This window comes from Massilia orientalis, assembly GCF_030411975.2.
In the GTDB taxonomy this organism is placed as follows: domain Bacteria; phylum Pseudomonadota; class Gammaproteobacteria; order Burkholderiales; family Burkholderiaceae_D; genus Telluria; species Telluria orientalis.
In genome coordinates, this window is record NZ_JASNRB020000004.1 from 343,968 (window position 1) to 369,507 (window position 25,540).

Here is a 25,540-nt window from a genome sequence, read left to right on the forward strand (position 1 = left end):
CCGCCTGCGCGGGAACGACGATGTTGGGGTCGCGGGCCAGCCCGAAGGCTGGCGGCCGTGCTGCTGTCTTAGCTGCGCTCGAGATCGATGTCGATACCCAGCGAGCGGATTTCCTTCACCAGCACGTTGAACGATTCCGGCATACCCGCGTCGATCACATGGTCGCCCTTGACCAGGTTCTCGTACACCTTGGTACGGCCGTTCACGTCGTCCGACTTGACGGTCAGCATTTCCTGCAGCACGTACGATGCGCCGTACGCTTCCAGTGCCCACACCTCCATCTCACCGAAGCGCTGGCCACCGAACTGGGCTTTACCGCCCAGCGGCTGCTGCGTCACCAGCGAGTACGGACCGGTCGAGCGGGCGTGCATCTTGTCGTCGACCAGGTGGTGCAGCTTCAGCATGTGCATGAAGCCCACGGTCACCTTGCGCTCGAACGCTTCGCCGGTGCGGCCGTCGTACATCGTGACCTGGTTCTTCGACGGGGTCATGCCCAGGTGGGTCGCGATCTCGTCCGGGAAGGCCAGATCCAGCATGCGGCGGATCTCTTCTTCGTGGGCACCGTCGAACACCGGGGTCGCGAACGGCACGCCGTTCTTGAGGTTGTTCGCCAGCTCGACGATTTCCTGGTCGCTGAAGTTGTCCAGGTCTTCCTTTTTGCCCGTTTCGTTGTAGATCTTGCCCAGGAACGCGCGCAGTTGCTCGGTCTCGGCCTTGGCCTTGATCATTTCGCCCAGGCGCAGGCCCAGGCCTTTCGCTGCCCAACCCAGGTGGGTTTCCAGGATCTGACCGACGTTCATACGCGACGGAACGCCCAGCGGGTTCAGCACGACGTCGGCCGGCGTACCGTCGGCCATGAACGGCATGTCTTCCACCGGCACGATACGCGAGACCACACCCTTGTTACCGTGGCGGCCTGCCATCTTGTCGCCCGACTGCAGGCGGCGCTTGACGGCCAGGTAGACCTTGACCATCTTCTGCACGCCCGGCTGCAGCTCGTCGCCCTGCGTGAGCTTCTTGCGCTTCTCTTCGAACGCCAGGTCGAACTGGTGACGCTTCTCGTTGATCGACTCCTTCATCGCCTCCAGTGCGTTGGCGGTTTCGTCGTCGGCCGGACGGATGTCGAACCAGTGGAACTTGTCCAGGTCGTCCAGGTAGGCCTTGTCGATCACGGCACCCTTGGCCAGCTTCTTCGGACCGCCGTTGACGGTCTTGCCGACGAGCAGACGCTCCAGACGCTGGAACGCGTCGCCTTCCACGATACGCAGCTGGTCGTTCAGGTCCAGGCGGAAGCGCTTCAGCTCGTCGTCGATGATCTGCTGGGCGCGCTTGTCGCGCACGATGCCTTCACGGGTGAACACCTGCACGTCGATCACGGTACCGACCATGCCCGACGGCACGCGCAGCGACGTGTCCTTCACGTCCGACGCTTTTTCACCGAAGATCGCGCGCAGCAGCTTCTCTTCCGGCGTCAGCTGGGTTTCGCCCTTCGGCGTCACCTTACCGACCAGCACGTCACCGGCCTGCACTTCGGCGCCGATGTAGACGATGCCCGACTCGTCCAGGCGAGCCAGCTGGTTTTCCGCCAGGTTCGAGATGTCGCGGGTGATTTCTTCAGGGCCCAGCTTCGTGTCGCGTGCGACGACCGACAGCTCCTCGATGTGGATCGAGGTGTAGCGGTCATCCTTGACGACGTTTTCCGAGATCAGGATCGAGTCCTCGAAGTTCAGGCCGTTCCACGGCATGAACGCCACCAGCATGTTCTGGCCCAGTGCCAGTTCGCCCAGGTCGGTCGAGGCGCCGTCGGCGATGACGTCGCCGCGAGCCACGCGATCGCCCACTTTCACGATCGGACGCTGGTTGATGTTGGTGTTCTGGTTCGAACGGGTGTACTTGATCAGGTTGTAGATGTCGACACCGACTTCGCCAGCCTGCGCTTCTTCGTCGTTCACGCGGATCACCACGCGGCCGGCGTCGACGTAATCGACGATACCGCCACGGGTCGCCTGCACGGTCGTGCCCGAGTCCACCGCCACGGTGCGCTCGATGCCGGTACCGACGAAGGCTTTTTCCGGACGCAGGCAAGGCACGGCCTGGCGCTGCATGTTGGCGCCCATCAGTGCACGGTTCGCGTCATCGTGCTCGAGGAACGGAATCAGCGATGCCGCCACCGACACGATCTGGCCCGGGGCCACGTCCATGTACTGGATGCGTTCCGGCGACACGAGGATCGTTTCGCCCGCTTCACGTGCCGAGACCAGCTCGTCGACCAACTGGCCTTCTGCGTTGATCTGCGCGTTCGCCTGGGCGATGATGTAGCGGCCTTCTTCGATCGCCGACAGGTATTCGATCTTGTCGGTGACTTTCGAACCGTCGACCTTGCGGTACGGGGTTTCCAGGAAGCCGTATTCGTTCAGGCGGGCAAACAGTGCCAGCGAGTTGATCAGGCCGATGTTCGGGCCTTCAGGCGTTTCGATCGGGCAGACGCGGCCGTAGTGGGTCGGGTGCACGTCGCGGACTTCGAAGCCGGCGCGCTCGCGGGTCAGGCCGCCCGGGCCCAGTGCGGAGACACGGCGTTTGTGCGTGATTTCCGACAGCGGGTTGGTCTGGTCCATGAACTGCGACAGCTGCGACGAACCGAAGAATTCGCGGATCGCGGCCGAGATCGGCTTACTGTTGATCAGGTCGTGCGGCATCAGGTTGTCCGCTTCGGCCTGGCCGAGGCGTTCCTTGACGGCGCGTTCGACACGCACGAGGCCGGCGCGGAACTGGTTTTCGGCCAGTTCGCCCACGCAACGCACGCGGCGGTTACCCAGGTGGTCGATGTCGTCGACTTCGCCGCGGCCATTGCGCAGCTCGACCAGGATCTTGATCACGGCCAGGATGTCTTCGTTCGACAGGGTCATGTCGCCGACCAGTTCGTCACGGCCGATGCGGCGGTTGAACTTCATGCGGCCCACGGCCGACAGGTCGTAGCGTTCCGGGCTGTAGAACAGGCCGTGGAACAGCGCTTCCACCGATTCTTCGGTCGGCGGTTCGCCAGGACGCATCATGCGGTAGATCGCCACGCGGGCCGCGGTCTGGTCGGCGGTGTCGTCGGTGCGCAGCGTCTGCGAGATGTAGGCGCCCTGGTCCAGGTCGTTGGTGTATAGCGTCTGGATCGCGTCGATGTTGGCGTCGCGCAGCTTGCCCAGCAGCTCGTCGGTCAGCTCGTCGTTGGCGTTGGCGATGATCTCGCCGGTGTCGCCGTCGACGACGTTCTTCGCCAGCACGCGGCCGACCAGGTAGTCTTCCGGCACCGAGATGTGCGTGATGCCGGCGTTTTCGACGTCGCGCACGTTCTTGGCGTTGATGCGCTTGTCCTTCGTTACCAGCGTCTTGCCGGTTTTCGGATCGACGATGTCGAAGCGCGCGACTTCACCGCGCAGGCGCTCGGCCACGAATTCCAGTTCCGCGCCTTCCGAGCGCAGGTTGAAGTTGTCGAACACGAAGAAGTTCGCGAGGATCTGCTCCGGCGTCATGCCGATGGCTTTCAGCAGGATCGTCACCGGCATCTTGCGGCGGCGGTCGACGCGGAAGAACAGGATGTCCTTCGGGTCGAACTCAAAGTCCAGCCACGAGCCGCGGTAAGGAATGATACGTGCCGAGAACAGCAGCTTGCCCGACGAGTGCGTCTTGCCGCGGTCGTGCTCGAAGAACACGCCCGGCGAACGGTGCAGCTGCGAGACGATCACGCGCTCGGTGCCGTTGATCACGAACGAACCGTTGGCGGTCATGAGCGGCAGTTCGCCCATGTACACTTCCTGTTCCTTCATTTCCTTCACGACCGGCTTGGTCGGCGATTCCTTGTCCAGGATCACCAGGCGCACCTTGGCGCGCAGCGGCGACGCGAAGGTCAGGCCGCGTTGTTGGCATTCCTTGACGTCGAAAGCGGGGTCACCCAGCACGTAGGAGAGGAACTCGAGGCGCGCAAAACCGTTGTGCGACACGATCGGGAAGATGGAGGTGAAAGCCGATTGCAGACCTTCGTTCTTGCGTACGGAGGGCCCTGCATCCGCTTGCAGGAAATTCTCGTAAGACTCCAGCTGCGTAGCGAGGAGGTAGGGAACGTTGTGAACGTTGGCGCGCTTCGCGAACGACTTGCGAATGCGTTTCTTCTCAGTAAATGAGTAGTGCATGGACACTCCGTGAGTGACAGAAAGGATGAGAATTCAGGAATTGCCAGTGGTTAAGCCACCACATGCAAGGCCTCAAATCTCGCCGCATTCCGCCGGGTGATTGGGAACCGGTGCTGCTGTGTTACGATAATGCTGTGCTGCGGTGCTTCTGAAACAGGGGTATTCCGTATTTTGTCGTAGGGACGACAAAAGAGCCAAAGCCGCATACCCCACCTTCCGGCGGGGATCTGCGCGCTTTGACTCCGGCGCGGGGCGCTGATTCAGCGCCCTTTGCATATGTATTACTTGAGCTCGGCCTTGGCGCCAGCTTCTTCCAGCTTCTTCTTGGCGGCTTCAGCGTCAGCTTTCGGCAGGGCTTCCTTGACGGTCTTCGGTGCGCCATCAACGACGTCCTTGGCTTCTTTCAGGCCCAGGCCGGTGATTTCGCGGACGGCCTTGATGACGCCGACCTTGTTCGCGCCGACTTCGGTCAGGACGACGTTGAATTCGGTCTGCTCTTCAGCAGCCGGTGCAGCGGCGCCGCCGCCAGCTGCCGGTGCGGCCATTGCAGCTGCCGACACGCCGAACTTCTCTTCGAATGCCTTGACCAGGTCGTTCAGTTCCATGACCGACATTGCGCCAACTGCGTCCAGGAACTCTTCTTTGCTAATTGCCATTTGAAACTCCAAATATTTGATTGTGATTAGTACTTGACCAAAAAGGCTTGCTTATTCTGCTGCTGCGGCTTCTGCCGGAGCTGCGGAACCTTCGCCTTTTTGTGCTGCGATTGCAGCCAGAACTCGTGCAAAGCCGGACACCGGAGCCTGCATGACGCCCAGCAGCTGGGCGATGAGGACTTCACGGCTCGGGATGCTTGCCAGCGCGTTGACGCCAGCGACATCCAGGTTCTTGCCAGCGTAGTTACCGCCCTTGACCACCAGTTTGTCGTTGGTCTTCGAGAAGTCGCTGAGCACCTTGGCGGCTGCCACGGCGTCGTCCGAGATCGAGTAGATCAGCGGACCAACCATGGTCTCAGCCAGCGGTGCGAACTGGGTGCCTTCCACAGCGCGACGAGCCAGCGTGTTCTTCAGAACACGCAGGTACACGCCCTGCGAACGAGCATTTGCACGGAGTTTCGTCAGAGCACTAACCTGGATGCCACGGTACTCGGCGACGACGATGGTTTGCGCGGTTGCTACTTTCGCGCTAACTTCTTCGACGACGACCTTTTTGTCATTCAGATTAAGACCCACGGTCAATCTCCTTAAATGATGTGAGGGACGTCCCCCGCATCGGTTCGAACACGGCGTCCGAAGTTAAGAAGTACGACAAAGCATCGACTACAAAACTTGTTCGGGTTCGCCATCTGCGTTGGGTTTGCTTTTTAACCTCTTGCCTGCCTGCTGCATTCGGCCCAACGGTCTTTGATTGCCTGGCGGGGTTCAGTCCGCCAGCCCAAAGATCTGCCCCGCGATGTTCTGCGGGGACTTAATTCTTTACTTAAGCAGCCAGGGTAGCGTGATCGACACGCACGCCAGCGCCCATGGTCGACGAGATCGCGACCTTGCGCAGGTAGATACCCTTCGACGAAGCCGGCTTGGCCTTGTTCAGGGCGTCGATCAGCGCGACCAGGTTGGTCTTCAGCTGTTCGTCGCTGAACGACTTGCGGCCGATCGTGGCGTGGATGATACCTGCCTTGTCGGTACGGTACTGGACCTGACCGGCCTTGGCGTTGCGCACGGCGCCAGCCACGTCCGGGGTCACGGTGCCGACTTTCGGGTTCGGCATCAGGCCGCGCGGGCCCAGGATCTGGCCCAGGGTACCGACGATACGCATGGTGTCCGGCGAAGCGATGACGACGTCGAACGGCATGTCGCCGGCCTTGACGCGTTCTGCCAGGTCTTCCATACCGACGATGTCGGCGCCGGCAGCTTTAGCCTGCTCGGCCTTGTCGCCTTGTGCGAAGACGGCGACACGCACGGTCTTGCCGGTACCAGCCGGCAGGACGACGGAACCGCGGACGACCTGGTCCGACTTCTTCGGATCCACGCCCAGTTGCACGGCGACGTCGATCGACTCGTTGAACTTGGCGGTTGCGAATTCTTTGACGATTGCAACGGCGTTGTCGAAAGCGTAGGCCTTGTTACGGTCGACCTTGGCTTTGATTTCTTTGACGCGCTTGGACAGCTTGGCCATATTAGATACCCTCCACCGTGATGCCCATCGAACGTGCCGAGCCGGCCACGACGCGCACAGCAGCGTCCAGGTCAGCGGCGGTCAGGTCCGGCTGCTTGATTTTTGCGATTTCTTCAGCCTGGGCACGGGTCAGCGTGCCGACCTTGTCGGTATGCGGCTTCGGCGAACCTTTGGTGACGCCCGACAGCTTCTTGATCAGGTACGTTGCCGGCGGGGTCTTCATCTCGAAGGTGAACGACTTGTCCGCGAAGGCGGTGATCACGACCGGAATCGGCATGCCCGGTTCCATGCCTTGCGTCTTGGCATTGAAGGCCTTGCAGAATTCCATGATGTTCAGACCGCGCTGGCCGAGGGCCGGGCCGATCGGGGGGGACGGGTTTGCTTTACCAGCCGGCACTTGCAGCTTGATAAAACCGACGATTTTCTTTGCCATGATTGGCTCCTTTGTCGATTATGAGTGGTAGCGCTCCACCTGGCGCCCCGATCAAGCTACTGCGCGTTGCATTTTCGATCTGCGATGCTCGCTGTACATTCGTACAGCTGCGCTTCTCGATCAAAACTGCCGCCGCTCGCTACGCTTTCTCGGAGTGCCTTTTAGTCAGGCGGAGCTCCTCTTATCGGATTCCGCCTTGCTGCTGCGACGCTCCGATTCGGCGTTTTAGACTTTCTCTACCTGCCCGAACTCCAGTTCCACCGGAGTCGCGCGGCCGAAGATGGTGACAGACACACGCACCTTCGATTTTTCGTAGTTGACTTCCTCGACAGAGCCGTTGAAGTCGGTGAACGGGCCTTCCTTGATACGCACCTGCTCGCCCACTTCGTACAGCACTTTGGGCCGCGGCTTCTCGACACCTTCCTGGACCTGCTGCATGATCTTGTCGATCTCGCGCGCCGGAATCGGCGTCGGCTTGTTGCTCTTGCCGCCGATGAAACCGGTGACTTTCGGCGTGTTCTTCACGAGGTGCCAGGTCTCGTCGGTCATCTCCATCTCGACCAGCACATAACCCGGGAAGAAGCGACGCTCGGTCACTGATTTGCTGCCATTCTTGACTTCGACCACTTCTTCGGTCGGAACCAGGATACGGCCGAATTGTTCCTGCATGCCGCCGCGCTCGATGCGGTCGGTCAGGCCGCGCATCACGCTCTTCTCCATGCCGGAGTAGACATGCACGACGTACCAGCGCTTGTTGCTGACCGGAGTACTCAGCGGCGCATCAGCGTCTTGTGCCGGAACGCCGGCCGCCGGGACTTCACCCGGCACGTTGTCAGCGTTTTCGCTCATTATTATTTCCACCCCAGGATCACGTCGTACATCAGAAATTCAAGAATCTTATCCGTGCCCCACAGGAAAATTGCCATCACCAGCACGAACCCGAACACCACGGCGGTGATCTGGGTCGCTTCCTTGCGGGTAGGCCATACAACCTTCTTCGTTTCACGTACGGATTCCTTCGCGAAGCTCAGGAAATCGCGACCGGTCGCGGAAGTCCACAACAGCAGGACGGCAATAGCCAAACCAGCCACGAGTGCGCCTGCGCACATCAGGGCTGGTTTGTTCTGGCCTTTCAGAATGAAAAAGCCGACCACGCCTGCAATCGTAGCAACCACTGCCAGCGCGACCTTGAACTTGTCGTTCGAGGTGCCGACGGTTTGCACGGATTGATTAGACATACTTAATTTACTTTCGGGTGCCTGGCACCGAATTCGGTGGCAGGGGCGGAGGGCATCGAACCCCCAACCTTCGGTTTTGGAGACCGACGCTCTGCCAATTGAGCTACGCCCCTACAAAAACTTCTAGTTGAATCGAGCATTATACGCTACTTGGGTATTTCGCGCAACACTCTATTGTTGGGCGGAACAGAATCGTTCCGCCCGGAGGTACAGCGGTATTACTTAGGCGATGATCTTGGCAACCACGCCGGCGCCGACGGTACGGCCGCCTTCGCGGATTGCGAAGCGCAGACCTTCTTCCATCGCGATCGGAGCGATCAGCTTGACGGTGATCGACACGTTGTCGCCCGGCATGACCATCTCTTTGTCGGCCGGCAGAACGATCGAGCCGGTCACGTCAGTCGTACGGAAGTAGAACTGCGGACGGTAGTTGTTGAAGAACGGGGTGTGACGACCACCCTCGTCCTTCGACAGGACGTACACTTCGCCCGTGAAGTCGGTGTGCGGCTTGATCGAACCCGGCTTGGCCAGGACCTGGCCACGCTGGACGTCTTCACGCTTGGTACCGCGCAGCAGCAGGCCGACGTTGTCGCCAGCTTGACCCTGGTCCAGCAGCTTGCGGAACATTTCCACGCCGGTGCAGGTGGTCTTGACCGTATCGACGATACCGACGATTTCGATCTCTTCGCCGACCTTGATGATGCCGCGCTCGACACGACCGGTCACCACGGTACCGCGGCCCGAGATCGAGAACACGTCTTCCACCGGCATCAGGAAGGCGCCATCGACGGCACGCTCCGGGGTCGGGATGTAGGTGTCCAGGGCTTCAGCCAGGCGGATGATGCAGTCTTCGCCCATTTCGCCCTGCTGGCCTTCCAGCGCCATACGAGCCGAACCCTTGATGATCGGCAGGTCGTCGCCCGGGAACTCGTACTTCGACAGCAGTTCGCGCACTTCCATTTCGACCAGTTCCAGCAGTTCTGCGTCGTCGACCAGGTCGCACTTGTTCAGGAACACAATGATGTACGGAACACCCACCTGGCGAGCCAGCAGGATGTGTTCGCGGGTCTGCGGCATCGGGCCGTCAGCAGCGGAGCACACCAGGATCGCGCCGTCCATCTGGGCAGCACCGGTGATCATGTTCTTGATGTAGTCGGCGTGGCCCGGGCAGTCGACGTGTGCGTAGTGGCGGTTGGCCGTTTCGTACTCGACGTGCGCGGTGTTGATCGTGATGCCGCGTGCTTTTTCTTCCGGAGCCGCGTCGATCTGGTCGTAGGCCTTGGCTTCACCGCCGAATTTCTTCGACAGAACGGTTGCGATTGCCGCCGTCAGGGTGGTTTTGCCGTGGTCAACGTGACCGATGGTGCCGACGTTCACGTGCGGCTTGGTCCGTTCGAATTTTTCCTTTGCCATTCTAGACTCCTAAGATCCTAACGATATTGAAAATTACCAGGCACACCTGACGATCGAAACAGCCGACAGCCGTTTAAATTCTGGTGCCCTTGACGTGGATTGAACACGTGGCCTCTCCCTTACCAAGGGAGTGCTCTACCACTGAGCTACAAGGGCTGATTTGAAACTGGAGCGGGTGAAGGGAATCGAACCCTCGTCATAAGCTTGGAAGGCTTCAGCTCTACCATTGAGCTACACCCGCGAGGTACCACCCATTCGATTCACTACACGATCAACGCTATTGGTGGTGGGGGCTGGATTCGAACCAGCGTACTCAGAGAGGGCAGATTTACAGTCTGCTGCCTTTAACCACTCGGCCACCCCACCGCGAAGAACCGCAGAGTATGAAGCAAGATAACAACTTCGTCAACTGTTTTTGCTTGTACTGATCAAACTCAAACAGTGTCGTTGCTTCGGGGCGTGATTGTAACGGCCGCAGTACAACTCCGCAAGGGCTGTTTGCAAGAATCCCTGCAGAGCGGTCCAACCATGCGTTTGCGCGTACACTGTATTGACGTCAGAGGCCCCCATGGACCAGCATCGCACCGGCAATCACGAAGGGCACGGGCTTCGGCTGTGGCTGGCCAACCTGGCGACCATTGCCGTCTATACCGGCACCCTTCTCCTCAGCCGCGCGCTGGCCCTGCCCGCGGGCTATGCAACGCCCGTATACCTGCCGGCCGGCGTCGGATTCGCCTTGAGCGTCGCGTTCGGCTTGCGCGCCCTCCCTGGCGTCGCCATCGGCGCGTGCCTGTCGCACCTGCCCGACGGCTGGATGGACCCCGACACCGCGCCCGCGACCGCGGTCCTCGCGACGACGGTCGCCACGCTGGGCTCGCTCGTGCAGGCCTGGCTGGGCGCCCGCTGGTTCCGCCGCTTCGTCGACCCGGCCCTCGGCACGGCGCGCGACGTCGCCCGTTTCCTCGCGCTGGCACCGGTGTTCTGCCTGATCAACGCCACCGCCAACGTGTCCGCCCTGTACCGGCTGGACGTGGTGACGGCGGCCGAACGGGCGCCGAACTGGATCAACTGGTGGGCCGGCGACACCGTGGGCGTCCTGCTGGCCGCCCCGCTCGTCTGGATCGTGTGCGGCCGGCCGCGCCGGCTGTGGCGCCGGCGGGCGCGCCTCGTCGCCCTGCCGCTGCTGCTGGCGGCCGGCGTCGTCATGGCCGCCTACGAGCAGACCGTGCACTGGGAGCACCAGCAATACCTGCAGGCCTACCGCCTGAAGGCCCAGCAGGTGGCCGACGAGCTGCAGGCCGAGCTGCGCGAGCACGAACGCTTCGTCGGCACGTTCTCGCGCACGCTTGCGGCGGAAGACCGGTTCATGCACCGCGCCAAGTTCCTGAACATCGCCAGCGGCTACGTCGACGGCCGGCCGGAGATCGCCGCCATCAACTGGCTGGTGCCCGTCACGCTGGCCGAACGCGCGGCGTTCGAGACGTGGGTACGCACGCACGTCGATCCCGCGTTCGCCGGCGTGCGCGACGTGACGCGGACACAGGGCCTGCATCCGGCCGGCCGGCGCGCGCAATACCTGCCCCTGCTGTACACCTGGCCCCCGTCCAATGCGCGCATCCGCGGCATGGACTTCCTGACGGCGCCGGGACGCACGGAAGCGGTGTCGCGCGCGCTGGCCGGCACACGCGCCGTCGCCACGGGGCCGGTCGAGCTGGTATCCAACGGCGCCAACGGCATCGGCCTGTTCCGCTCGGTCGGCGCGCCCGGCCAGCCGCCGCTGGGGGTATTGGCCCTGATCCTGGATGCCCATGTTTTCGTCCGGCAGGCGGTCCTGCGCGCCGGCTTCTCGGGCTTCGACATCAGCCTGGCGGATACGACCGGCCGCGGCGCGCCCATCGCGCTGGTGGGCACGCCCGGCCGGCACGCGGTCAGCGGCGACTACACCGTGCCGCTCACGTACGGCGGCCGCACCCTGCAACTGCGCTTCACGCCCACGGCTGCCTACATGGAAGGCGAACGGGGACTCGCGAGCTGGATCGTGATCACGACCGGCCTGCTGCTGGCCGCGCTGCTGGGCGCGCTGATGCTGATCGTCAGCGGCGAACGCGCCCAGATCGAGGCCCAGGTGGCGGAGCGCACGGCGCGCCTGCAGGCCATCCTGGACAATGCCGCCGACGCCATCGTCACCGTCGACGCGCGCGGCACGGTGCTGTCGGCCAACCGCGCCACGGCCGCGCTGTTCGGCTACCCGCCGAATCACCTGCCCGGCCTCGCGTTCACGACGCTGGTGCCGGGCCATGGCGAAGAAGACAGCCTGGGCCTGCTGGCGCGCCTGGCCGGCAGCAGGCCCGACGAACGCCAGCTGGACGGCCTGAACGCGCGCGGCGAGCCGCTGCCGCTCGCGGTGGCGGTGTCCATCGTCGACCTGGCCGGGGAGCGCCTGTACGTGTGCATCCTGCGCGACCTGACGGAGCAGCAGCGCGCCCAGGCGCGCATCCACCGCCTGGCCCACCACGACCCGCTGACGGGCCTGGAGAACCGCCATGCGCTCGGCATGCGCCTGGAGCAGCAGCTCGCCCAGGCGCGCCGCACCCGGCAGCCGCTGGCCGTGCTGTTCATCGACCTCGACCACTTCAAGAAGATCAACGATTCGCTCGGCCACCAGGCCGGCGACGAACTGCTCGTGGGCGCGGCCGCGCGCATGAAGGACCTGCTGCGCGACGTCGACGCCCTCGCCCGCCTCGGCGGCGACGAATTCATCATCGTGCTGTGCGGCCCCCTGTCTCCCGACAGCGTGAGCGCGGTGGCGGTGCGCCTCGTGGCATCGCTGCAGCAGCCCTACCGCCTGGCCGGCACGACGGCGCACAGCGGCGCCAGCGTGGGCGTGGCCCTGTTCCCCGAAGACGGCCACGATGCGGACACGCTGTTGCGCCACGCCGACATGGCGATGTACGCGGCCAAGCGCGAAGGCCGCGGCAATTTCCAGTTCTTCTCGCCCGCCATGAACGCGGCCACGCACGAGCACCTGCTGCTGGAAAACCGCATGTGGGCGACGCTGGAGAACGGCGGCTTCGACGTCCACCTGCAGGCCCAGGTCGAACTCGAGACGGGGCGCGTGATCGGCGCCGAGGTGCTGCTGCGCTGGCACGATCCGGAGCTGGGCAGCGTGGAGCCCGGACGCTTCATCCCCATCGCCGAGGAATCGGGCCTGATCCTGCCGCTCGGCGACTGGGTGCTGGCGCGCGCGATGGCCCTGCTGGCCGAGTGGCGCGACGACGGCATGGATCACCTGCGCCTGGCCGTGAACCTGTCGGCGCGCCAGTTCAGCGGCGGCGCGCTGCTGTCGCGCCTCGACGAGCTGCTCGCCGAGCACGGGATCGACCCGGCGCGGATGGAACTGGAGATCACGGAGACGGCCGCCATGCGCGACCCGGAAAACACGCGCAGGCTGCTGCTGCAGCTGCGCGCGCGCGGCTTCAAGCTGGCCATCGACGACTTCGGCACGGGGTATTCGTCGCTGGCCTACCTGAAGCTGTTCGCGATCGACCGCATCAAGATCGACCGCGGCTTCGTGCGCGACATCGAGACGAATCCGAACGACGCCGCCATCGTCGACGCGACCATCGGCCTGGCCCATGCGCTCGGGCTGGGCGTGATCGCGGAAGGCGTGGAAACCCTAGCGCAATGGGGCTTCCTGCGCGACCGCAACAGCGACGAGGCGCAGGGCTACCTGTTCGGGCGGCCGATGCCGGCGCGCGAATTCCGGGAGTTCGTCAGGGCGCGAGCGCAGCCAGTACCTGGCCCTTGAGCGCCTTGATGAGGGCCGTCTCGTCGGGCGGCACGCCTTCCGGCGCGGGCTCCGTGCGGTCGGCGTAGAACAGGCCCAGCTGCACCTTGCCGACCACCAGCGGCAGCACGATGAAGCTCTGCGCGTCGGGCAGCAACGCCTTGTGCCAGGCCGGCAGCAGGTCGCGGATCTTGGCGCCGCGCGCGTCCGAGATCATGAGGTCGGCGTCGTTTTCCATCGCCAGGTAAAACAGGTCGCGCGCGCTCCTTTCTCCGGCGGGCGCCAGCGGAAACGTGAAGCCCTCCTGCACGCGCGCCTGCGCGAGCCCGAACGATGCGCGGGCCCGGTACTGGCCGGCGCGCACGTCCTTCAGCACGACCGTCGCGAAGCGGAAGCCCAGCGCCGTGTACAACGTCTCCAGCACGGCCATGACGACGTCGTTGACCTTGTGCCGGCCGGACGCGCGCATCTGGGTGACGTCCTGCACGCCCGCCAGCAGCAGGTCGCGCGCGTTCTTCGGCTTGCCGCTCGGGTACGTGCCCTGCGCTTCCTCTTCCCCGCCGAGGGTCGCCAGCAGCAGCACGTTGGGCAGGCCGCCCTTGTCTTCCTGCGGCGCGCGGCGCGGCATGGGTTGCAAATTCATGCTCTGCAGGAGGCTCGTCATTTCGAACGCGACCGTCTCGAACAACTCGTCCAGCTCGGCCGCGCCGAGGTTCAGCGCGGTGCCGTAGCGCGCCAGCAGCGCCTGCGCTTCCGGCGCGTCGGACGGCGTGGGGGCCCTGCCCATCAGGCGCGCCACGTCCAGGCTGAACGACGCCACCTGGCGCATCCACTCGCTGCGGTTGACGGCCAGCTTGAGCGCCCCTGCCTCCAGCGGGCGCTGGGCGTGCACGATCACGCCCGGGATCTTCCACTCGCCCAGCACGGCTTCGGACAGCGCGTCGAAGCCGCAGCCGAGGATCATCTGCGCGGCCTGTGCGGACGTGTGCTTGCCGGTCGCCAGCAGGGCCTGGATCTCGCGGTAGCGGTCATGCTCGTGCGACGCGACCAGCAGCGCGCCGAGATTCTTGAACAGCGCGCTGATCGATGCTTCCTCCGCGCCCTGGTAAAAGCTGTGGCGCGCCATTTCGCGCCCGACGAGGCTCGCGCACAGCGACGCTTCCAGTTCCATGCGCACGCTGTACGCATGGTCGCTGCTGGCCAGCGCGTCGACGAGCAGCATCGCCAGCGCGACCGTGCGCACGTTGTCGAAGCCCAGCAGGGAAATGGCGCGCGACACCGTCGTGACGGCCGTGCCGGCTGCCGTGCGGTAGCGGACCGTGTTCGCCAGGCGCAGGATGCGCTGCGTGAGCGCGACGTCGGACAGCACGTAGTGCGCGAGATCGTGGGTGCCCTGGTCTTCCGATGTCGCCATCTGCACGACGCGCGCGATGGCGCTGCCCAGCGCGAACATGTCGTCGTCGCCGCACACCTTCTGCAGCAGCGCGGCGCGCACGCGGCGGCCCCCGTCCGTCGGCTGGAACGACGCGGCGTTCGTGTTGGGATTGGAAGCGGCGCTCCCGACTGCAGGAATCATGATCGCTCAGCCGGCCCTTTTCGGACGCGGGCCCTTGTCATATTTCTTGAGAATTTGATGGTGCAGCCCGGCCAGCGCCGGCAGCTTCGGGTTGACCGGATCGAGGCGGCGCACGCCGGCGATGTAGGCCAGGGCCTGCTGGCCGAGGCGCTCGTCCCAGCCTTCGTGGTCCAGGCATTTCAGGATCGCCAGCGCGGCGTTGAACACGACCTGAGGATTGTCCGGCAGCTTGGTCGCCGCTTCCTGCATCAGCACGACGGCGCCCTTGTAGTCGCCGCTCTTCGCCTTGGCGGCGCCGGTGGCGACGAGGTCGACGACCTGCTGGCGGCTTTCCATGGCGAGCTTCTGCGCCGTCTCGGCCTGGCCCGCGTTTTCGAACACGGCCATCGCGCGCGCCACCGCGGCGCCGTTCTGCGCATTGCGCATCACGTCGCGCACGATCTCGGCGGCGCCCTCCTCCATGCCGTTCTCGATGCAGGTGCGCGCCAGTTCCAGCTTGATCTCCGGGCGCAGGTCCGGCGCGTCCTGGCTGGCCGCGAGGGCCGCCGCCAGCGATTCGGCCAGGCGCGCCTCGTTGCCTGTGTATTCGTGCACGAGGCTCGACGCGATGGCGCTGCACAGCGGCGTGTGCTTCTGGAACGCCATCGATTTGTCCAGGTCGCGGATGACGGCCGCGGCCTGCACCGGGTCGCCCTTGCGCACGAGGGTCTGCACGAGGCGCACGTGGTCCTGCGGGTCCTTGAATTCGGAATACTTGGCCTTGCTGACGACCTGCTTGAGGATCTTCTCGGCCGTATCGTGGTCGCCCGCCTCCAGCGCCGTTTCGCCCAGCTTGCGCAGCCGGCGCACCGCGTGCGGGGAGACTGTCACCGCCTCCGTCAGCACGGCCTGCGCCGCATCGAGCGCGCCGGCCGCCTCGTGGGTGCGCGCGAGCCAGTCGTAGGCGTCGACGAAGTTCTTGTTGGCGTCGACGAGGTCTTCGAGCATCTCGCGCGCGTCGTCGTAGCGCTCGCGCAGGAACAGCGTCTTGGCCAGGCCCAGGCGCGCCCAGGCGATCGCCTTGGTCTCGACGAGCTGGCGGTAGAGCGGCTCCGCTTCGTGCGGCTCGCCGAGGAACATGTGCAGTTCGGCGCGCAGGCGCATGAAGTCGACGAGGTAGCGCGGATAGCGTTCTTCCCCGTCGAGGCAGGCGGCGATCGCCTCGCGCTGGTTGCCCGCCTCCATCAGGTCGTACACGGGCAACAGCGCATTTCTCCGTTCCAGCCCGCGCGCGATGCGTTCGAGCAGGCGGTCGGCCGTGAACGGTTTCAGGACGTAGTCGGTGGGGCCCAGTTCGGCGGCGCTGACGACCTTGCCGTAATCGCCTTCGGCCGTGACCATGAAGAACATGGTCGACAGCGGCATGAGCTTGTGGTGGCGCACGTCCTCGAGCAGTTGCTGGCCGTCCTGGCCGCCTTCCAGCGCGTATTCGCACAGGATCAGGTCGTACTGCTTCAGGCCGAGGTGCTTGACGGCCTGATTGGAGCTGCCGACGTGGTCGATCTTGCTCAGGCCGCACATGTTCAGCATGTTGTGGATCGTCGAGCGCATCCCGGCGTGCGGCTCGATGATCAGGGCGTTGAGGCCGTCAAGTTCGTTCATGTCCCGGTTTTCCGTGTGTGCCTGCGATGGGCTGGCGGGCTGCATGGGCCCGTGTGGTCTACCGAGTATATTACGTCCAGGGAACTAAATTCTTGAATTTCACCCACCATCAAACCGGCGAAATGTCGCGAAAAACCACACTTTTGGTTATCAGGCGCCGGGCTGGCGTGCGGCGGCCTGGCGCAGCGGCGCGCGGTGACCGGGGGCGCATTCGGGGCGGGCACCGCCGATCATGATGTTTTGGTAACGGACTTCGTACTTGCCGGCCGCGAGTTTATCGATCAGGAACTTGGCGCGGCCCAGCACGTAGGCGTGGCGCACGTTCGAGCGGCGGTCCAGGTCGTAGATCTTGACCAGCACAGGCGACGGATTGTTGCTGTTGTCGACCAATACCTGCATCTCGTCGCCCTGGTTGCCGAGCGGATAACCGTCGATGTAGCCGGACTGGGCCGGCCACGGATCGCCCGTCGGTGCGACCTGGGCCTGCAGGTCGGTGTCGCAATCGGGTGCGCGGGCCGGGACGATCAACTGGGTCACGCCGAGGGCCTTGATGTCGGGCGGCGCATCGGCCTGCCCGGCCGGCCGCGCCCAGCCGTCGGCGCTGGCGTCACTGCCGAGGGGGTCCGGCGGGGTGTTCGGCGTAGAGGCGGAGGCCGACGCGGAGGCCGATGCGGAGGCCGACGCGGGTGCTGCGGCCGCAGGCTGGGCTTTGCCCGGCCAGGCCAGCGCGCTCGGCAGCATCTTCGGGGGATCGAGCAGGACGATGGCCAGCGCGCCGCCGCCCGCGAAGGAGGCCAGCATCAGGCCCCACCAGCGCGGGTCGCGCAGCACGCGCCAGCGCGACGGCGCCGCGACCTGGCGCGGTTCCCAGTGCCCGTCGCCGCGCGGCTTCTCGCGGCCATCCTCGCCATGGGAACTTTCCAGCCACTCGACTTCCCACTCTTCCGACGCGATCCACTCGTCGTGTTCCTTGCGGCGCACGGGATCGGACAGGATGTTGTAGGCCGTATTGACGATGGCCATGATGCGGGCGGCGCGCTCGTCGCCCGGATTCTTGTCGGGGTGATATTTCTGACTCAAGGCCTTGTAGGCCGCGCGAATGACTTCCTGCGGTGCGTGGCGCGACACCTTCAGGTTGTCATAATGGGTATGGATCTTGGCCATGGGTCAGGGTCGGGTTGCACAGGGGCGCCAGCTGCTTCAATATTAGCCGATTCGTTCTTTAACGGCAGAGGCAAAGGACAGCCTGCCGTACGGGCGGCATTACAGCATAGCCGGGTTTGTGTCCACAGCGCAAGATGTCAGTATCACAACTTGTGGCTGCGATCGGCGCGCTCGATGGCGGGGTCGAGCGCGACCCCGCTGCCGACGATGAGCACCTTGAACAATTCCCCCATTTCGGCCGGCGAGACGAGCTTCTGCACGGCCTTCGACTGCGGCAGGTAGCGCAGCGCATCTTCCGGGTCCGTCTTCAGCAGCAGCTCGCCGATGCCCGCCGCCAGCAGGAAGGCCGCCTGGCTCATGTAGCCGAGCACGTCCAGCCCCGCGCCGTGGGCCGCCAGGGCCATCGCCGTGAAATCGACGTGCGCCGTGATGTCCTGCAGGCCCGGCAGATAAAACGGGTCCGGGTGCGCATGGTGGCGGTAATGACACATCAGCGTGCCGCTCGTGCGCTCGTCGAAATAATATTCGTGGGCCGGGAAACCGTAGTCGATCAGGATCGCGGCGCCCTTGCCTTTCTCGAACATCTGCGCCAGCGAGCGCATGAAGCCGCAGGCGACCGGGTGGACTTCGGTGAGATAGCCGTCCTGCAAGGTGTCGGCGTCGGGAATCTGGCGGCCGATCTGGTCGAGCAGTGCCGCGTCCGGCTCTGCGGGCGTGAAGGCGAAGCGGCCGTCTTCTACCGTCACCACCTGGCGCAGCCAGCGGCCGCCGTCGCGCACGACGAGCTCGACCGGCATCGCGTCCAGCACCTCGTTGGCGAGCACGACGCCGTGGAACGCCACGGGAAAATCGTGCGTCCAACGCACCTGCGGGAAATCCTTCAACGCTTCCTGCTGGCGCGCGCGCAATTCGCCCGACAGTTCGATGATCGTATAACTGTCGACGCGCACGCCCAGTTCGGCCAACGCCGTCAGGACGTCATAGGCGAGTTTGCCCGTGCCGGCGCCGAATTCGATAATGTCAGGGGCACTTTGGGCCATAATAGCGGCTGCCGCGCGCGCCAGCGTGGCACCGAACAGCGGGCTGATCTCGGGCGACGTGGTGAAATCGCCATCGCGGCCCAGCTTCGCGGCGCCGCCGCTGTAATAGCCGAGATTCGGCGCGTACAGTGCCAGTTCCATGAACCGCGAAAACGGGATGGCGCCGCCCTGGTCGGCGATCTCGGCAGCGATCATGCGCTGCAGGGCTTGGGACGCGGCCAGCGCGTCGCTGGAGGGAAGAGGTAAGGACATCCGGCCATTGTAGCGAGAATCGGCAGCGACCCACAAACCACGATGACACAGACATTTTCGACGCCTGACCCAGTTGGCACATCCCTGGCCCGCCCGCACGCGGGACGCGCGCGCGTGGCCCTCGTCACGGGCGGCGGCCGGCGCATCGGGCGCGCCATCGCGCTTGGCATGGCCGAAGCCGGCTGGGACGTCGCCGTTCACTACCGCCAGTCCGCACAGGATGCCGACGAGGTCGTCGCGGCGATCCGCGCCCTGGGCCGGCGGGCCGTCGCGCTGCATGCGGACCTCGCCGACGAGGCGGCCGTGCGCGCCCTGCCCGGCCATGCCGCGCACCTGCTGGGCGGGCTGGATTGCATCGTCAACAACGCGTCGTTGTTCGAATACGACAAGCCGGACGCCTTTTCTCCGGCCCTGCTGGCCGCCCACATGCAGTGCAACGTGGGCGCGCCGCTGCTGCTCGCGCAGGCCTTGCACACGCTGGTGCCGGACGGCGGCCAGGCCGTCGTGATCAACTTACTCGACCAGAAACTGTACAATCTCAACCCGGATTTTTTGTCGTACACGTTGTCGAAGGCGGCATTGCAGACGGCGACCACGATGCTGGCCCAGGCGCTGGCACCGACACTGCGCGTCGTCGGCATCGCGCCCGGCATCACGCTCGTCTCGGGCGACCAGAGCGCGGACGGCTTCGAGCGCGCGCACAAGGTCACGCCGCTGGGACGCTCGTCCACGCCGCAGGACATCGTCGACGCCGTGTGCTACGCGGCCAACGCGAAGGCGCTGACCGGCACCACCCTGCTCGTCGACGGCGGCCAGCACCTGATGCCGCTGGCGCGCGACGTGATGTTTTTGACTGAAGACTGAATCAACCCCGTCCCCCTCTTATTTCGAAGGTTTCCTATGTTGTCCGCCCTGTTCTACCCGCAGCTGCGCGATTGCCGCAGGCTGTTCCTGCGCAATTACGAAGTCATGATCAACATCGGTGTCCATGAGTTCGAAAAGAAGGGCGAGCAACGCGTCCTGATCAATGTCGACCTGTACATCCCGCTCGCCCTGTCGACGCCGAAGGACGATCAATTGCACGAAGTGGTCGACTACGACTTCATGCGCGAGACCATCGCCAGGCGCATGGCGCAGGGCCACGTGCATCTGCAGGAAACCCTGTGCGACGACGTCGTGAAGGCGATGCTGGCGCACCCGAACGTGCGCGCGGCCCGCGTGTCGACGATGAAGCCCGACGTGTATCCCGACTGCGAAGGCGTCGGCGTCGAAGTGTTCCAGATCAAGGATGAAGCATGAATGAAGTAACGATGGCGCGCCCGTCCGAGGCCCTGCCCGACGCCGCCGACAAGAAGGCCGAGAAGCAGGCCTACGAAAACAACAAGCTGCACAAGCGGCTGTGCCGGCTCGTCGGCCAGGCGATCGGCGATTTCAACATGATCGAGGACGGTGACAAGGTCATGGTCTGCCTGTCCGGCGGCAAGGACAGCTATGCGCTGCTGGACATCCTGATGACCTTGCGCGAGCGTGCTCCGATCCACTTCGACATCGTCGCCGTCAACCTCGACCAGAAACAGCCGAACTTCCCGGCCGACGTACTGCCGGCCTATCTGGACAAGCTGGGCATCCCGTACCACATCGAAAACCAGGACACGTACAGCATCGTCAAGCGCCTGATCCCGGAAGGCAAGACGACGTGCTCGCTGTGCTCGCGCCTGCGACGCGGCATCCTGTACCGCGTGGCGGACGAACTGGGCTGCACGAAGATCGCCCTGGGCCACCACCGCGACGACATCCTCGAGACCTTCTTCCTGAACATGTTCTTCGGTGCGAAGATCAAGGGCATGCCGGCCAAGCTCGTCTCGGACGACGGCAAGCACGTCGTGATCCGCCCGCTGGCCTACGTGAAGGAAGCGGATACGGAACGCTATGCGGAAGTGAAGGAGTTCCCGATCATCCCGTGCGACCTGTGCGGCTCGCAGGAAAACCTGCAGAGAAAACAGATCAAGGCGATGTTGCGCGACTGGGAGAAGAAATATCCGGGCCGCGTGGAAAACATCTTCTCGTCGCTGTCGACCGTCGTGCCGTCGCACCTGATGGACCGCGAGATGTTCGGCTTCACGGACCTGAAGGCGGACGGCGTGGCGAATCCGGCCGGCGACATCGCGTTCGACGAGGAGCCGTGCTCGACGCCCGCGACGGGGACCATTCCGCTGCAGCCGCTGTAAGCCATACGCCGGCGATCAGCCTCGCCGGCGTAACGCTTTTGTGTAATATAGTTTCACCATCGCTGGTCGATCATCTCTCATGAGATCGATTTCACTCTAGAGATTACAAGGCAACCTCCACCGCGGGCGGGGAAACGGATGTAATATTCCTACCTCTTTGTCACGCCCACCTGGATCCCTCATGCAAATCGGCCATCCTGCCGGTACCGCCCAGCCGGGCGGCGCCACTACCCACGCCAACACCCAGGTCGCGAGCCTGCGCGTTTTCGTGTTCGCCCTGTTCTTCACGTTCGGCGGCATCACGAGCCTGAACGACGTCATCATCCCGAAACTGAAAGACCTGTTCACGCTGTCGTACGCGCAGGCGATGCTCGTGCAGTCGGCCTTCTTTGCCGCCTATTTCATCGTGTCGCTGCCGGCCGCCGCCATCGTGCAGCGCATCGGCTACATGCGCACGGCCGTCGTCGGCCTGCTTACGATGACGGCTGGCTGCCTGCTGTTCATCCCCGCCTCCTCGTCCGGCATGTTCATCACCTTCCTGCTCGCGCTGTTCGTGTTGGCCGCCGGCATCACCATCGTGCAGGTCGTGGCCAATCCGCTCATCTCGATGCTGGGCGCCCCCGCCACCGCGTCCAGCCGCCTGACCTTCGCACAGGCCTTCAACTCGCTCGGCACGACCGTCTTTCCGTACGTCGGCGCCATCCTGATCCTCGGCTCGCTGGCCCACGTCGACCAGGCGACCCTGTCGGCCGACGCGCTCGCCGCCTACCGCGCGGCCGAGAGCCAGGTCGTCGTGCACACCTACCTCGGCCTGGCCGTCGCGCTGGCCGTCGTCGCCCTCCTTGTCTGGACGAACCGCAACAAGCTCGTCGAACACCCCCATCCCGCCGGCAGCATGTGGAGCGCCTTCGACCTGCTGAAACAGCCCCGCTTCGCGTTCGGCACCCTGTGCATCTTCCTGTACGTCGGCGCCGAAGTGGCCGTCGGCTCGCTGATCGTCAACTACCTGATGCAGCACGACGTGCTGGGCCTCGGCGCGGAAGCGGCCGGCAAGCACGTGCCGCTGTACTGGGGCGGCGCCATGGTCGGCCGTTTCCTCGGCGCCTACGTCCTGCGCATCTGCGCGCCGGGCAAGGTGCTGGCCGGCGCCGGCGCCACCGCCGCCCTGCTGCTGCTCGTCTCCGCCACCACGCAAGGCGCCACATCGGGCTGGGCGCTGCTCGCCATCGGCCTCGTCAACTCGATCATGTTCCCCACCATCTTCACGCTGGCGTCGGAAGGCCTGGGCGAGCGCGCGGCCGAAGGCTCGGGCCTGATCTGCGTGGCCATCGTCGGCGGTGCCATCGTGCCGTTGATCACGGGCTACGCCGCCGACGCCGCCGGCCTGCGCCTCGCGCTCGCCGTGCCCGCGCTGTGCTACCTGCTGATCCTCGTGTTCGGCTGGTACGCGCGCCGGCCGCTGCAGCACGGCTGAGCGTCAACCCGCGACATCCGTGCCCGCCGGGTTCACGCCGTCCGGCTGCCTGCGCGCCTGGCCGAGCTGGCGCAGCGCGCGGGCGTTGATGCGGTCGCGCTCGGCATCGCGCAGCCAGCCCCACTTGTCGAAGTAGCGCCACGCCGACACGCACCGCCACCAGAGCGCTGCCGACCGCCTGCGCCAGCCGCGCGCGCTTGTCTGGGTCGGGTCGCGCACAGTGTGACGCAACACCGTGACATGCGGCACGAACACAGTGCGCGCGATGCATGCGGTACGGCGCGCCAGGTCGACGGTATCGAACCGCTGCAGGAAGCGCTCGTCGAACATGCCCGCGCGCAGCACGGTCTCGACCCGCATCAGCAGGCAGCAGCCCGGCGGCACCGGCACCTCCATCACCCGGCTGTAGCCGCCCGCGTGCAGCTGGTAGCGCGCCAGCCTGCCGCTGGACCGGCGCAGCAGCGGAAAGCAGCGCCCCAGCAGCAGTTCCAGCGGCCCCGGCAGCAGGCTGCACAGCGGCTGCAGGCGCCCGTCCACATCCTGCACCCGCGGCGCCAGCAGGCCCACGTCGGGATGCTGCTCCATGTAGGCGACCATCCGGGCCACCGCGTCGAGCGGCAAGCCGATGTCGGGTGCAAGCAGCAGGTGATAGACACTCCCCGCCGCCGCGGCCTCGCGCAGGATGCGGTTATGGGCGCGCGCCTGACGGGGCCAGTCCGGTTGCGGGCGGTAGTGCGCCCCGTAGCGTCCGGCCAGCGCGGCCAGCGCTGGCTGTTGCGCATCGTCGACCAGGTAGACCCGCAGGTGCGGACAGGCCGTCGTGAGGCTGAGCAGCAGATGCTCGATCCGGTCCGCTGTCGCCCCGCCGCAGACGAGGCAGCAGCTGGCCCGGACGGCCGCGGCGCCCATGCTCAGCCCCCGCCGCGCGCGCGCGTTCGCCGGGCGCGCGGTGCATGCGCGGCACGCCGGTTAGTTGCAAAACGGAATTCCTTGTCCATGGCGCCCTCCATCGAACGAAACACATGGGTTCAGAGTGGCGCCGTGCGCGACGGTTGCAGTGGAATCGACGGCGCTTGCGCGGGATCAGACTGCAAGCATCTGCCGCCGACAAATGGATATGAAAGAGATCGAACGGTTACAGCGCCACGTCGGTGCGCAGTACCGGATACAGGTTGAAACGCTCATCCCAGGACGGGTGGCGGCGCGCAAAGAATTCCAGGCGCGCGTGGGCATTCTTCGCGAATGCCGGATCGGTCTCGATCTTGCGCCGGAATTCGGCGGCCAGGGCCGGATCGCGCGCCATCTGTTCGCGCGCCACGTCCTCGGCCACGTATTCCTCCATGTATTCCTTGCGCTCGAAGGCGTTGTTGAACTCGCCCCAGGCCAGCAGCGAATCCGGGGCCTGCGGCTCGAACAGGGCCATGACGAGGCGCGCCTTGGGCTGGGCGATCGGCACGAACAGCGCACCTTTGCCGAGGTTGCGCGGCTCGGGCTTCCAGCTGCCTTCGACCTTCAGGCGCTGGTGCGATTCGAACGACGTCGGGGAGAACGTGGCCTGGTCGGCACGGAAGGTTTGCACGGGCGCGGCATCGACCGCCTTGTCGATCTTGCGGAACACGATGCCGTGTTGCACGAGCTTCGTCGCGACCATCTGCGCCCACGCGGCCGGCACGACGTAGCCCGCGCCCGGTGCCTGCACCTGCAGGTCGGCCACGACCTCGTCGCGCAGCGGCACGTGCCAGACCTGCGGCTTCGTTTCGTCGTAGCGGGTCATCAGCATGCCGGACACGTCGGACATCGTGCGCGTGTAGGCATAGCCCTGGAAGTCGACCATCGTGGTCTTGTCGGTGGTGCGGTACGTCAGCGCCACGGGCTGGCCGGCGATGTGCGTGGCGCGCGCGTCGGCGGCGCGTGCCGCCTGCGTCCATGCCGCGCCGTGGGCGGCCACCTGCTGCAACACGGAGACGATGGCATTGTGCGTGATGCGCACGCGGGTCGGATAGTCCTTCCACGAGTGCGTCTCGACGAGCATGGCCATCCGGTTGCGCAGCTGGAAATAACCGGTGGAGAAGCGCGGATCGGAGACGCCGTCGACGAAGCCGGAGGCCGGGTCGTCCGTCTCCTTGAACGACATGTAATAGGACTGCGGCATCGAGCCCTGCTTGCTGATGTCGGCGATGACGTTCGCGCGCAGTGCCCGGCCGATCTCGCGGAATTCCGGGTCGCCCGAGTACACGGGTTCGACCTGGATGGAGACGTCGTGCTGGAACATGGCGCCGTCCGTGACGTGCAGGTCGACATAGGTCAACGGGTCCCACGCGTTCACCAGCGCCAGCATGGCCTGCATCTCGGGCGCGTCGGCCTTCACGTAGTCGCGGTTCAGGTTGGTGTTCTGCGCGGTGGTGCGCCAGCCCATCTCGACGGGGCCGCGCTGGTTCGGGCGGTTCCATTTCGCGAAGCGTTCATGGCCGTCGACGTTGAACACGGGGACGAACAGCAGCACCTGCCTGTCCAGCACGCCCGCCGCGAGTTTGCCGTCGAGGATTTCACGCAGGGCGAGGAAGCCCGCGTCCTTGCCGTCGATCTCGCCCGCGTGGATGCCGCCCTGGATCAGCGTGACCGGCAGGTTCGCCTTGCGCGCCGCCTCGGGCGTGAACACGCCGCGTGCGTTGACGGCCAGCGCCAGCATCGGCCGGCCTTCCGGCGTCGTGCCGAACTGGAAGCATTTCACCTGCTTCGGATACGCCTGCTGGAAGGCGCCGCACAGCTTGACGACCTCGTCGTAGCGGCCCGTGGCCTGGAAGCCGGAGCGCTCCGAGACGGTGACGAGGTCGGGGGCGGCGTGCGCCAGGGGCGCAGCCAGCAGGGCCAGCAAGAACGCAGTGCGGATCATCGATACACCCGGGCAGGATTGAAAAAGATTCAAGCCGGAAATTATAGA

General features: G+C 65.0%; 19 protein-coding genes and 4 tRNA genes. 5 read left to right on the forward strand and 18 right to left on the reverse strand.

Annotated elements, in window-relative coordinates:
- Positions 1-68: 68 nt before the first annotated feature.
- The 12 genes from rpoB to QPK29_RS07960 form a co-directional block, all read right to left on the reverse strand.
- Positions 69-4,178, reverse strand: a complete 4,110-nt coding sequence (gene rpoB, locus QPK29_RS07905) for a DNA-directed RNA polymerase subunit beta (protein ID WP_371771639.1) — start codon at positions 4,176-4,178, stop codon at positions 69-71.
- A gap of 281 nt (positions 4,179-4,459) precedes the next feature.
- A complete protein-coding gene (gene rplL / locus QPK29_RS07910; RefSeq protein ID WP_056128709.1) occupies positions 4,460-4,834 on the reverse strand; it encodes a 50S ribosomal protein L7/L12 in 375 nt (124 codons plus the stop codon).
- A gap of 51 nt (positions 4,835-4,885) precedes the next feature.
- Positions 4,886-5,410, reverse strand: a complete 525-nt coding sequence (gene rplJ / locus QPK29_RS07915) for a 50S ribosomal protein L10 (protein WP_075794183.1) — start codon at positions 5,408-5,410, stop codon at positions 4,886-4,888.
- A gap of 247 nt (positions 5,411-5,657) precedes the next feature.
- Positions 5,658-6,353 (reverse strand): 50S ribosomal protein L1, encoded by a 696-nt coding sequence (rplA, locus tag QPK29_RS07920; protein WP_056128713.1) that lies wholly within the window; start codon positions 6,351-6,353, stop codon positions 5,658-5,660.
- 1 nt (position 6,354) lies between these two features.
- On the reverse strand, positions 6,355-6,786 hold the full coding sequence (gene rplK / locus QPK29_RS07925) for a 50S ribosomal protein L11 (protein WP_056128716.1): 432 nt from the start codon (positions 6,784-6,786) through the stop codon (positions 6,355-6,357).
- 225 nt (positions 6,787-7,011) lie between these two features.
- Positions 7,012-7,635: a transcription termination/antitermination protein NusG gene (nusG, locus tag QPK29_RS07930; protein WP_371765348.1), complete on the reverse strand. Its 624-nt coding sequence runs from the start codon at positions 7,633-7,635 to the stop codon at positions 7,012-7,014.
- Between the two features lie 2 nt (positions 7,636-7,637).
- A complete protein-coding gene (gene secE, locus QPK29_RS07935) occupies positions 7,638-8,024 on the reverse strand; it encodes a preprotein translocase subunit SecE (protein WP_056128720.1) in 387 nt (128 codons plus the stop codon).
- 37 nt (positions 8,025-8,061) lie between these two features.
- Positions 8,062-8,137, reverse strand: a tRNA-Trp gene (locus tag QPK29_RS07940).
- A gap of 109 nt (positions 8,138-8,246) precedes the next feature.
- Positions 8,247-9,437: an elongation factor Tu gene (tuf, locus tag QPK29_RS07945; RefSeq protein ID WP_160406738.1), complete on the reverse strand. Its 1,191-nt coding sequence runs from the start codon at positions 9,435-9,437 to the stop codon at positions 8,247-8,249.
- An 81-nt stretch (positions 9,438-9,518) separates the two neighbouring features.
- A tRNA-Thr gene (locus QPK29_RS07950) sits at positions 9,519-9,593 on the reverse strand.
- An 11-nt stretch (positions 9,594-9,604) separates the two neighbouring features.
- Positions 9,605-9,678: transfer RNA gene (locus tag QPK29_RS07955), tRNA-Gly, on the reverse strand.
- 40 nt (positions 9,679-9,718) lie between these two features.
- Positions 9,719-9,803 (reverse strand) — tRNA-Tyr (locus QPK29_RS07960).
- 202 nt (positions 9,804-10,005) lie between these two features.
- Between QPK29_RS07960 and QPK29_RS07965 the strand changes: the two genes are divergently transcribed.
- On the forward strand, positions 10,006-13,245 hold the full coding sequence (locus QPK29_RS07965) for an EAL domain-containing protein (RefSeq protein ID WP_371771643.1): 3,240 nt from the start codon (positions 10,006-10,008) through the stop codon (positions 13,243-13,245).
- Here QPK29_RS07965 and QPK29_RS07970 read toward each other — a convergent pair.
- The 4 genes from QPK29_RS07970 to QPK29_RS07985 all read right to left on the reverse strand — a co-directional run bounded on the left by QPK29_RS07970 (position 13,211) and on the right by QPK29_RS07985 (position 18,897).
- Positions 13,211-14,800, reverse strand: a complete 1,590-nt coding sequence (locus QPK29_RS07970; protein WP_371771644.1) for an HDOD domain-containing protein — start codon at positions 14,798-14,800, stop codon at positions 13,211-13,213. The two genes, QPK29_RS07965 and QPK29_RS07970, sit on opposite strands and share 35 nt — an antisense overlap.
- A 6-nt stretch (positions 14,801-14,806) precedes the next feature.
- Complete coding sequence (locus QPK29_RS07975) at positions 14,807-16,441, reverse strand: tetratricopeptide repeat protein (protein ID WP_371771645.1); 1,635 nt, start codon at positions 16,439-16,441, stop codon at positions 14,807-14,809.
- 150 nt (positions 16,442-16,591) lie between these two features.
- Positions 16,592-17,605 (reverse strand): J domain-containing protein, encoded by a 1,014-nt coding sequence (locus QPK29_RS33535; RefSeq protein WP_056329040.1) that lies wholly within the window; start codon positions 17,603-17,605, stop codon positions 16,592-16,594.
- Between the two features lie 143 nt (positions 17,606-17,748).
- Positions 17,749-18,897 carry a class I SAM-dependent methyltransferase gene (locus tag QPK29_RS07985; RefSeq protein ID WP_056134738.1) on the reverse strand — a complete coding sequence of 383 codons (1,149 nt, stop codon included), beginning with the start codon at positions 18,895-18,897 and terminating at the stop codon, positions 17,749-17,751.
- A gap of 42 nt (positions 18,898-18,939) precedes the next feature.
- Here QPK29_RS07985 and QPK29_RS07990 point away from each other — a divergent pair, with 42 nt between their 5' ends.
- The 4 genes from QPK29_RS07990 (at position 18,940) to QPK29_RS08005 (ending at position 22,599) form a co-directional block, all read left to right on the forward strand.
- Entirely contained in the window at positions 18,940-19,761 is an 822-nt protein-coding gene (locus tag QPK29_RS07990) for an SDR family oxidoreductase (protein WP_371771646.1), read from the forward strand.
- Positions 19,762-19,797: 36 nt separating this feature from the next.
- Positions 19,798-20,196: a dihydroneopterin aldolase gene (locus QPK29_RS07995; RefSeq protein ID WP_056134732.1), complete on the forward strand. Its 399-nt coding sequence runs from the start codon at positions 19,798-19,800 to the stop codon at positions 20,194-20,196.
- Positions 20,193-21,125 (forward strand): tRNA 2-thiocytidine(32) synthetase TtcA, encoded by a 933-nt coding sequence (gene ttcA / locus QPK29_RS08000; protein WP_160406827.1) that lies wholly within the window; start codon positions 20,193-20,195, stop codon positions 21,123-21,125. Before QPK29_RS07995 ends, ttcA begins: the two co-directional genes overlap by 4 nt.
- A 181-nt stretch (positions 21,126-21,306) precedes the next feature.
- Complete coding sequence (locus QPK29_RS08005; RefSeq protein ID WP_371771647.1) at positions 21,307-22,599, forward strand: sugar MFS transporter; 1,293 nt, start codon at positions 21,307-21,309, stop codon at positions 22,597-22,599.
- A gap of 3 nt (positions 22,600-22,602) precedes the next feature.
- Here QPK29_RS08005 and QPK29_RS08010 read toward each other — a convergent pair whose 3' ends face one another.
- Both QPK29_RS08010 and QPK29_RS08015 read right to left on the reverse strand, forming a co-directional pair.
- A complete protein-coding gene (locus QPK29_RS08010; protein WP_371771648.1) occupies positions 22,603-23,508 on the reverse strand; it encodes a glycosyltransferase family protein in 906 nt (301 codons plus the stop codon).
- 226 nt (positions 23,509-23,734) lie between these two features.
- Entirely contained in the window at positions 23,735-25,492 is a 1,758-nt protein-coding gene (locus QPK29_RS08015; protein WP_371771649.1) for a M14 family metallopeptidase, read from the reverse strand.
- Between the last annotated feature and the right edge of the window lie 48 nt (positions 25,493-25,540).

Excerpts from the sequence above, each read along its gene's own strand:
- rpoB (WP_371771639.1), bottom strand. The coding sequence starts at position 4,178 with ATGCACTACTCATTTACTGAGAAGAAACGCATTCGCAAGTCGTTCGCG.
- rplL (WP_056128709.1), bottom strand. The coding sequence starts at position 4,834 with ATGGCAATTAGCAAAGAAGAGTTCCTGGACGCAGTTGGCGCAATGTCG.
- rplA (WP_056128713.1), bottom strand. The coding sequence starts at position 6,353 with ATGGCCAAGCTGTCCAAGCGCGTCAAAGAAATCAAAGCCAAGGTCGAC.
- rplK (WP_056128716.1), bottom strand. The coding sequence starts at position 6,786 with ATGGCAAAGAAAATCGTCGGTTTTATCAAGCTGCAAGTGCCGGCTGGT.
- nusG (WP_371765348.1), bottom strand. The coding sequence starts at position 7,635 with ATGAGCGAAAACGCTGACAACGTGCCGGGTGAAGTCCCGGCGGCCGGC.
- secE (WP_056128720.1), bottom strand. The coding sequence starts at position 8,024 with ATGTCTAATCAATCCGTGCAAACCGTCGGCACCTCGAACGACAAGTTC.
- tuf (WP_160406738.1), bottom strand. The coding sequence starts at position 9,437 with ATGGCAAAGGAAAAATTCGAACGGACCAAGCCGCACGTGAACGTCGGC.
- QPK29_RS07965 (WP_371771643.1), top strand. The coding sequence starts at position 10,006 with ATGGACCAGCATCGCACCGGCAATCACGAAGGGCACGGGCTTCGGCTG.
- QPK29_RS07970 (WP_371771644.1), bottom strand. The coding sequence starts at position 14,800 with ATGATTCCTGCAGTCGGGAGCGCCGCTTCCAATCCCAACACGAACGCC.
- QPK29_RS07975 (WP_371771645.1), bottom strand. The coding sequence starts at position 16,441 with ATGAACGAACTTGACGGCCTCAACGCCCTGATCATCGAGCCGCACGCC.
- QPK29_RS33535 (WP_056329040.1), bottom strand. The coding sequence starts at position 17,605 with ATGGCCAAGATCCATACCCATTATGACAACCTGAAGGTGTCGCGCCAC.
- QPK29_RS07985 (WP_056134738.1), bottom strand. The coding sequence starts at position 18,897 with ATGTCCTTACCTCTTCCCTCCAGCGACGCGCTGGCCGCGTCCCAAGCC.
- QPK29_RS07990 (WP_371771646.1), top strand. The coding sequence starts at position 18,940 with ATGACACAGACATTTTCGACGCCTGACCCAGTTGGCACATCCCTGGCC.
- QPK29_RS07995 (WP_056134732.1), top strand. The coding sequence starts at position 19,798 with ATGTTGTCCGCCCTGTTCTACCCGCAGCTGCGCGATTGCCGCAGGCTG.
- ttcA (WP_160406827.1), top strand. The coding sequence starts at position 20,193 with ATGAATGAAGTAACGATGGCGCGCCCGTCCGAGGCCCTGCCCGACGCC.
- QPK29_RS08005 (WP_371771647.1), top strand. The coding sequence starts at position 21,307 with ATGCAAATCGGCCATCCTGCCGGTACCGCCCAGCCGGGCGGCGCCACT.
- QPK29_RS08010 (WP_371771648.1), bottom strand. The coding sequence starts at position 23,508 with ATGGGCGCCGCGGCCGTCCGGGCCAGCTGCTGCCTCGTCTGCGGCGGG.
- QPK29_RS08015 (WP_371771649.1), bottom strand. The coding sequence starts at position 25,492 with ATGATCCGCACTGCGTTCTTGCTGGCCCTGCTGGCTGCGCCCCTGGCG.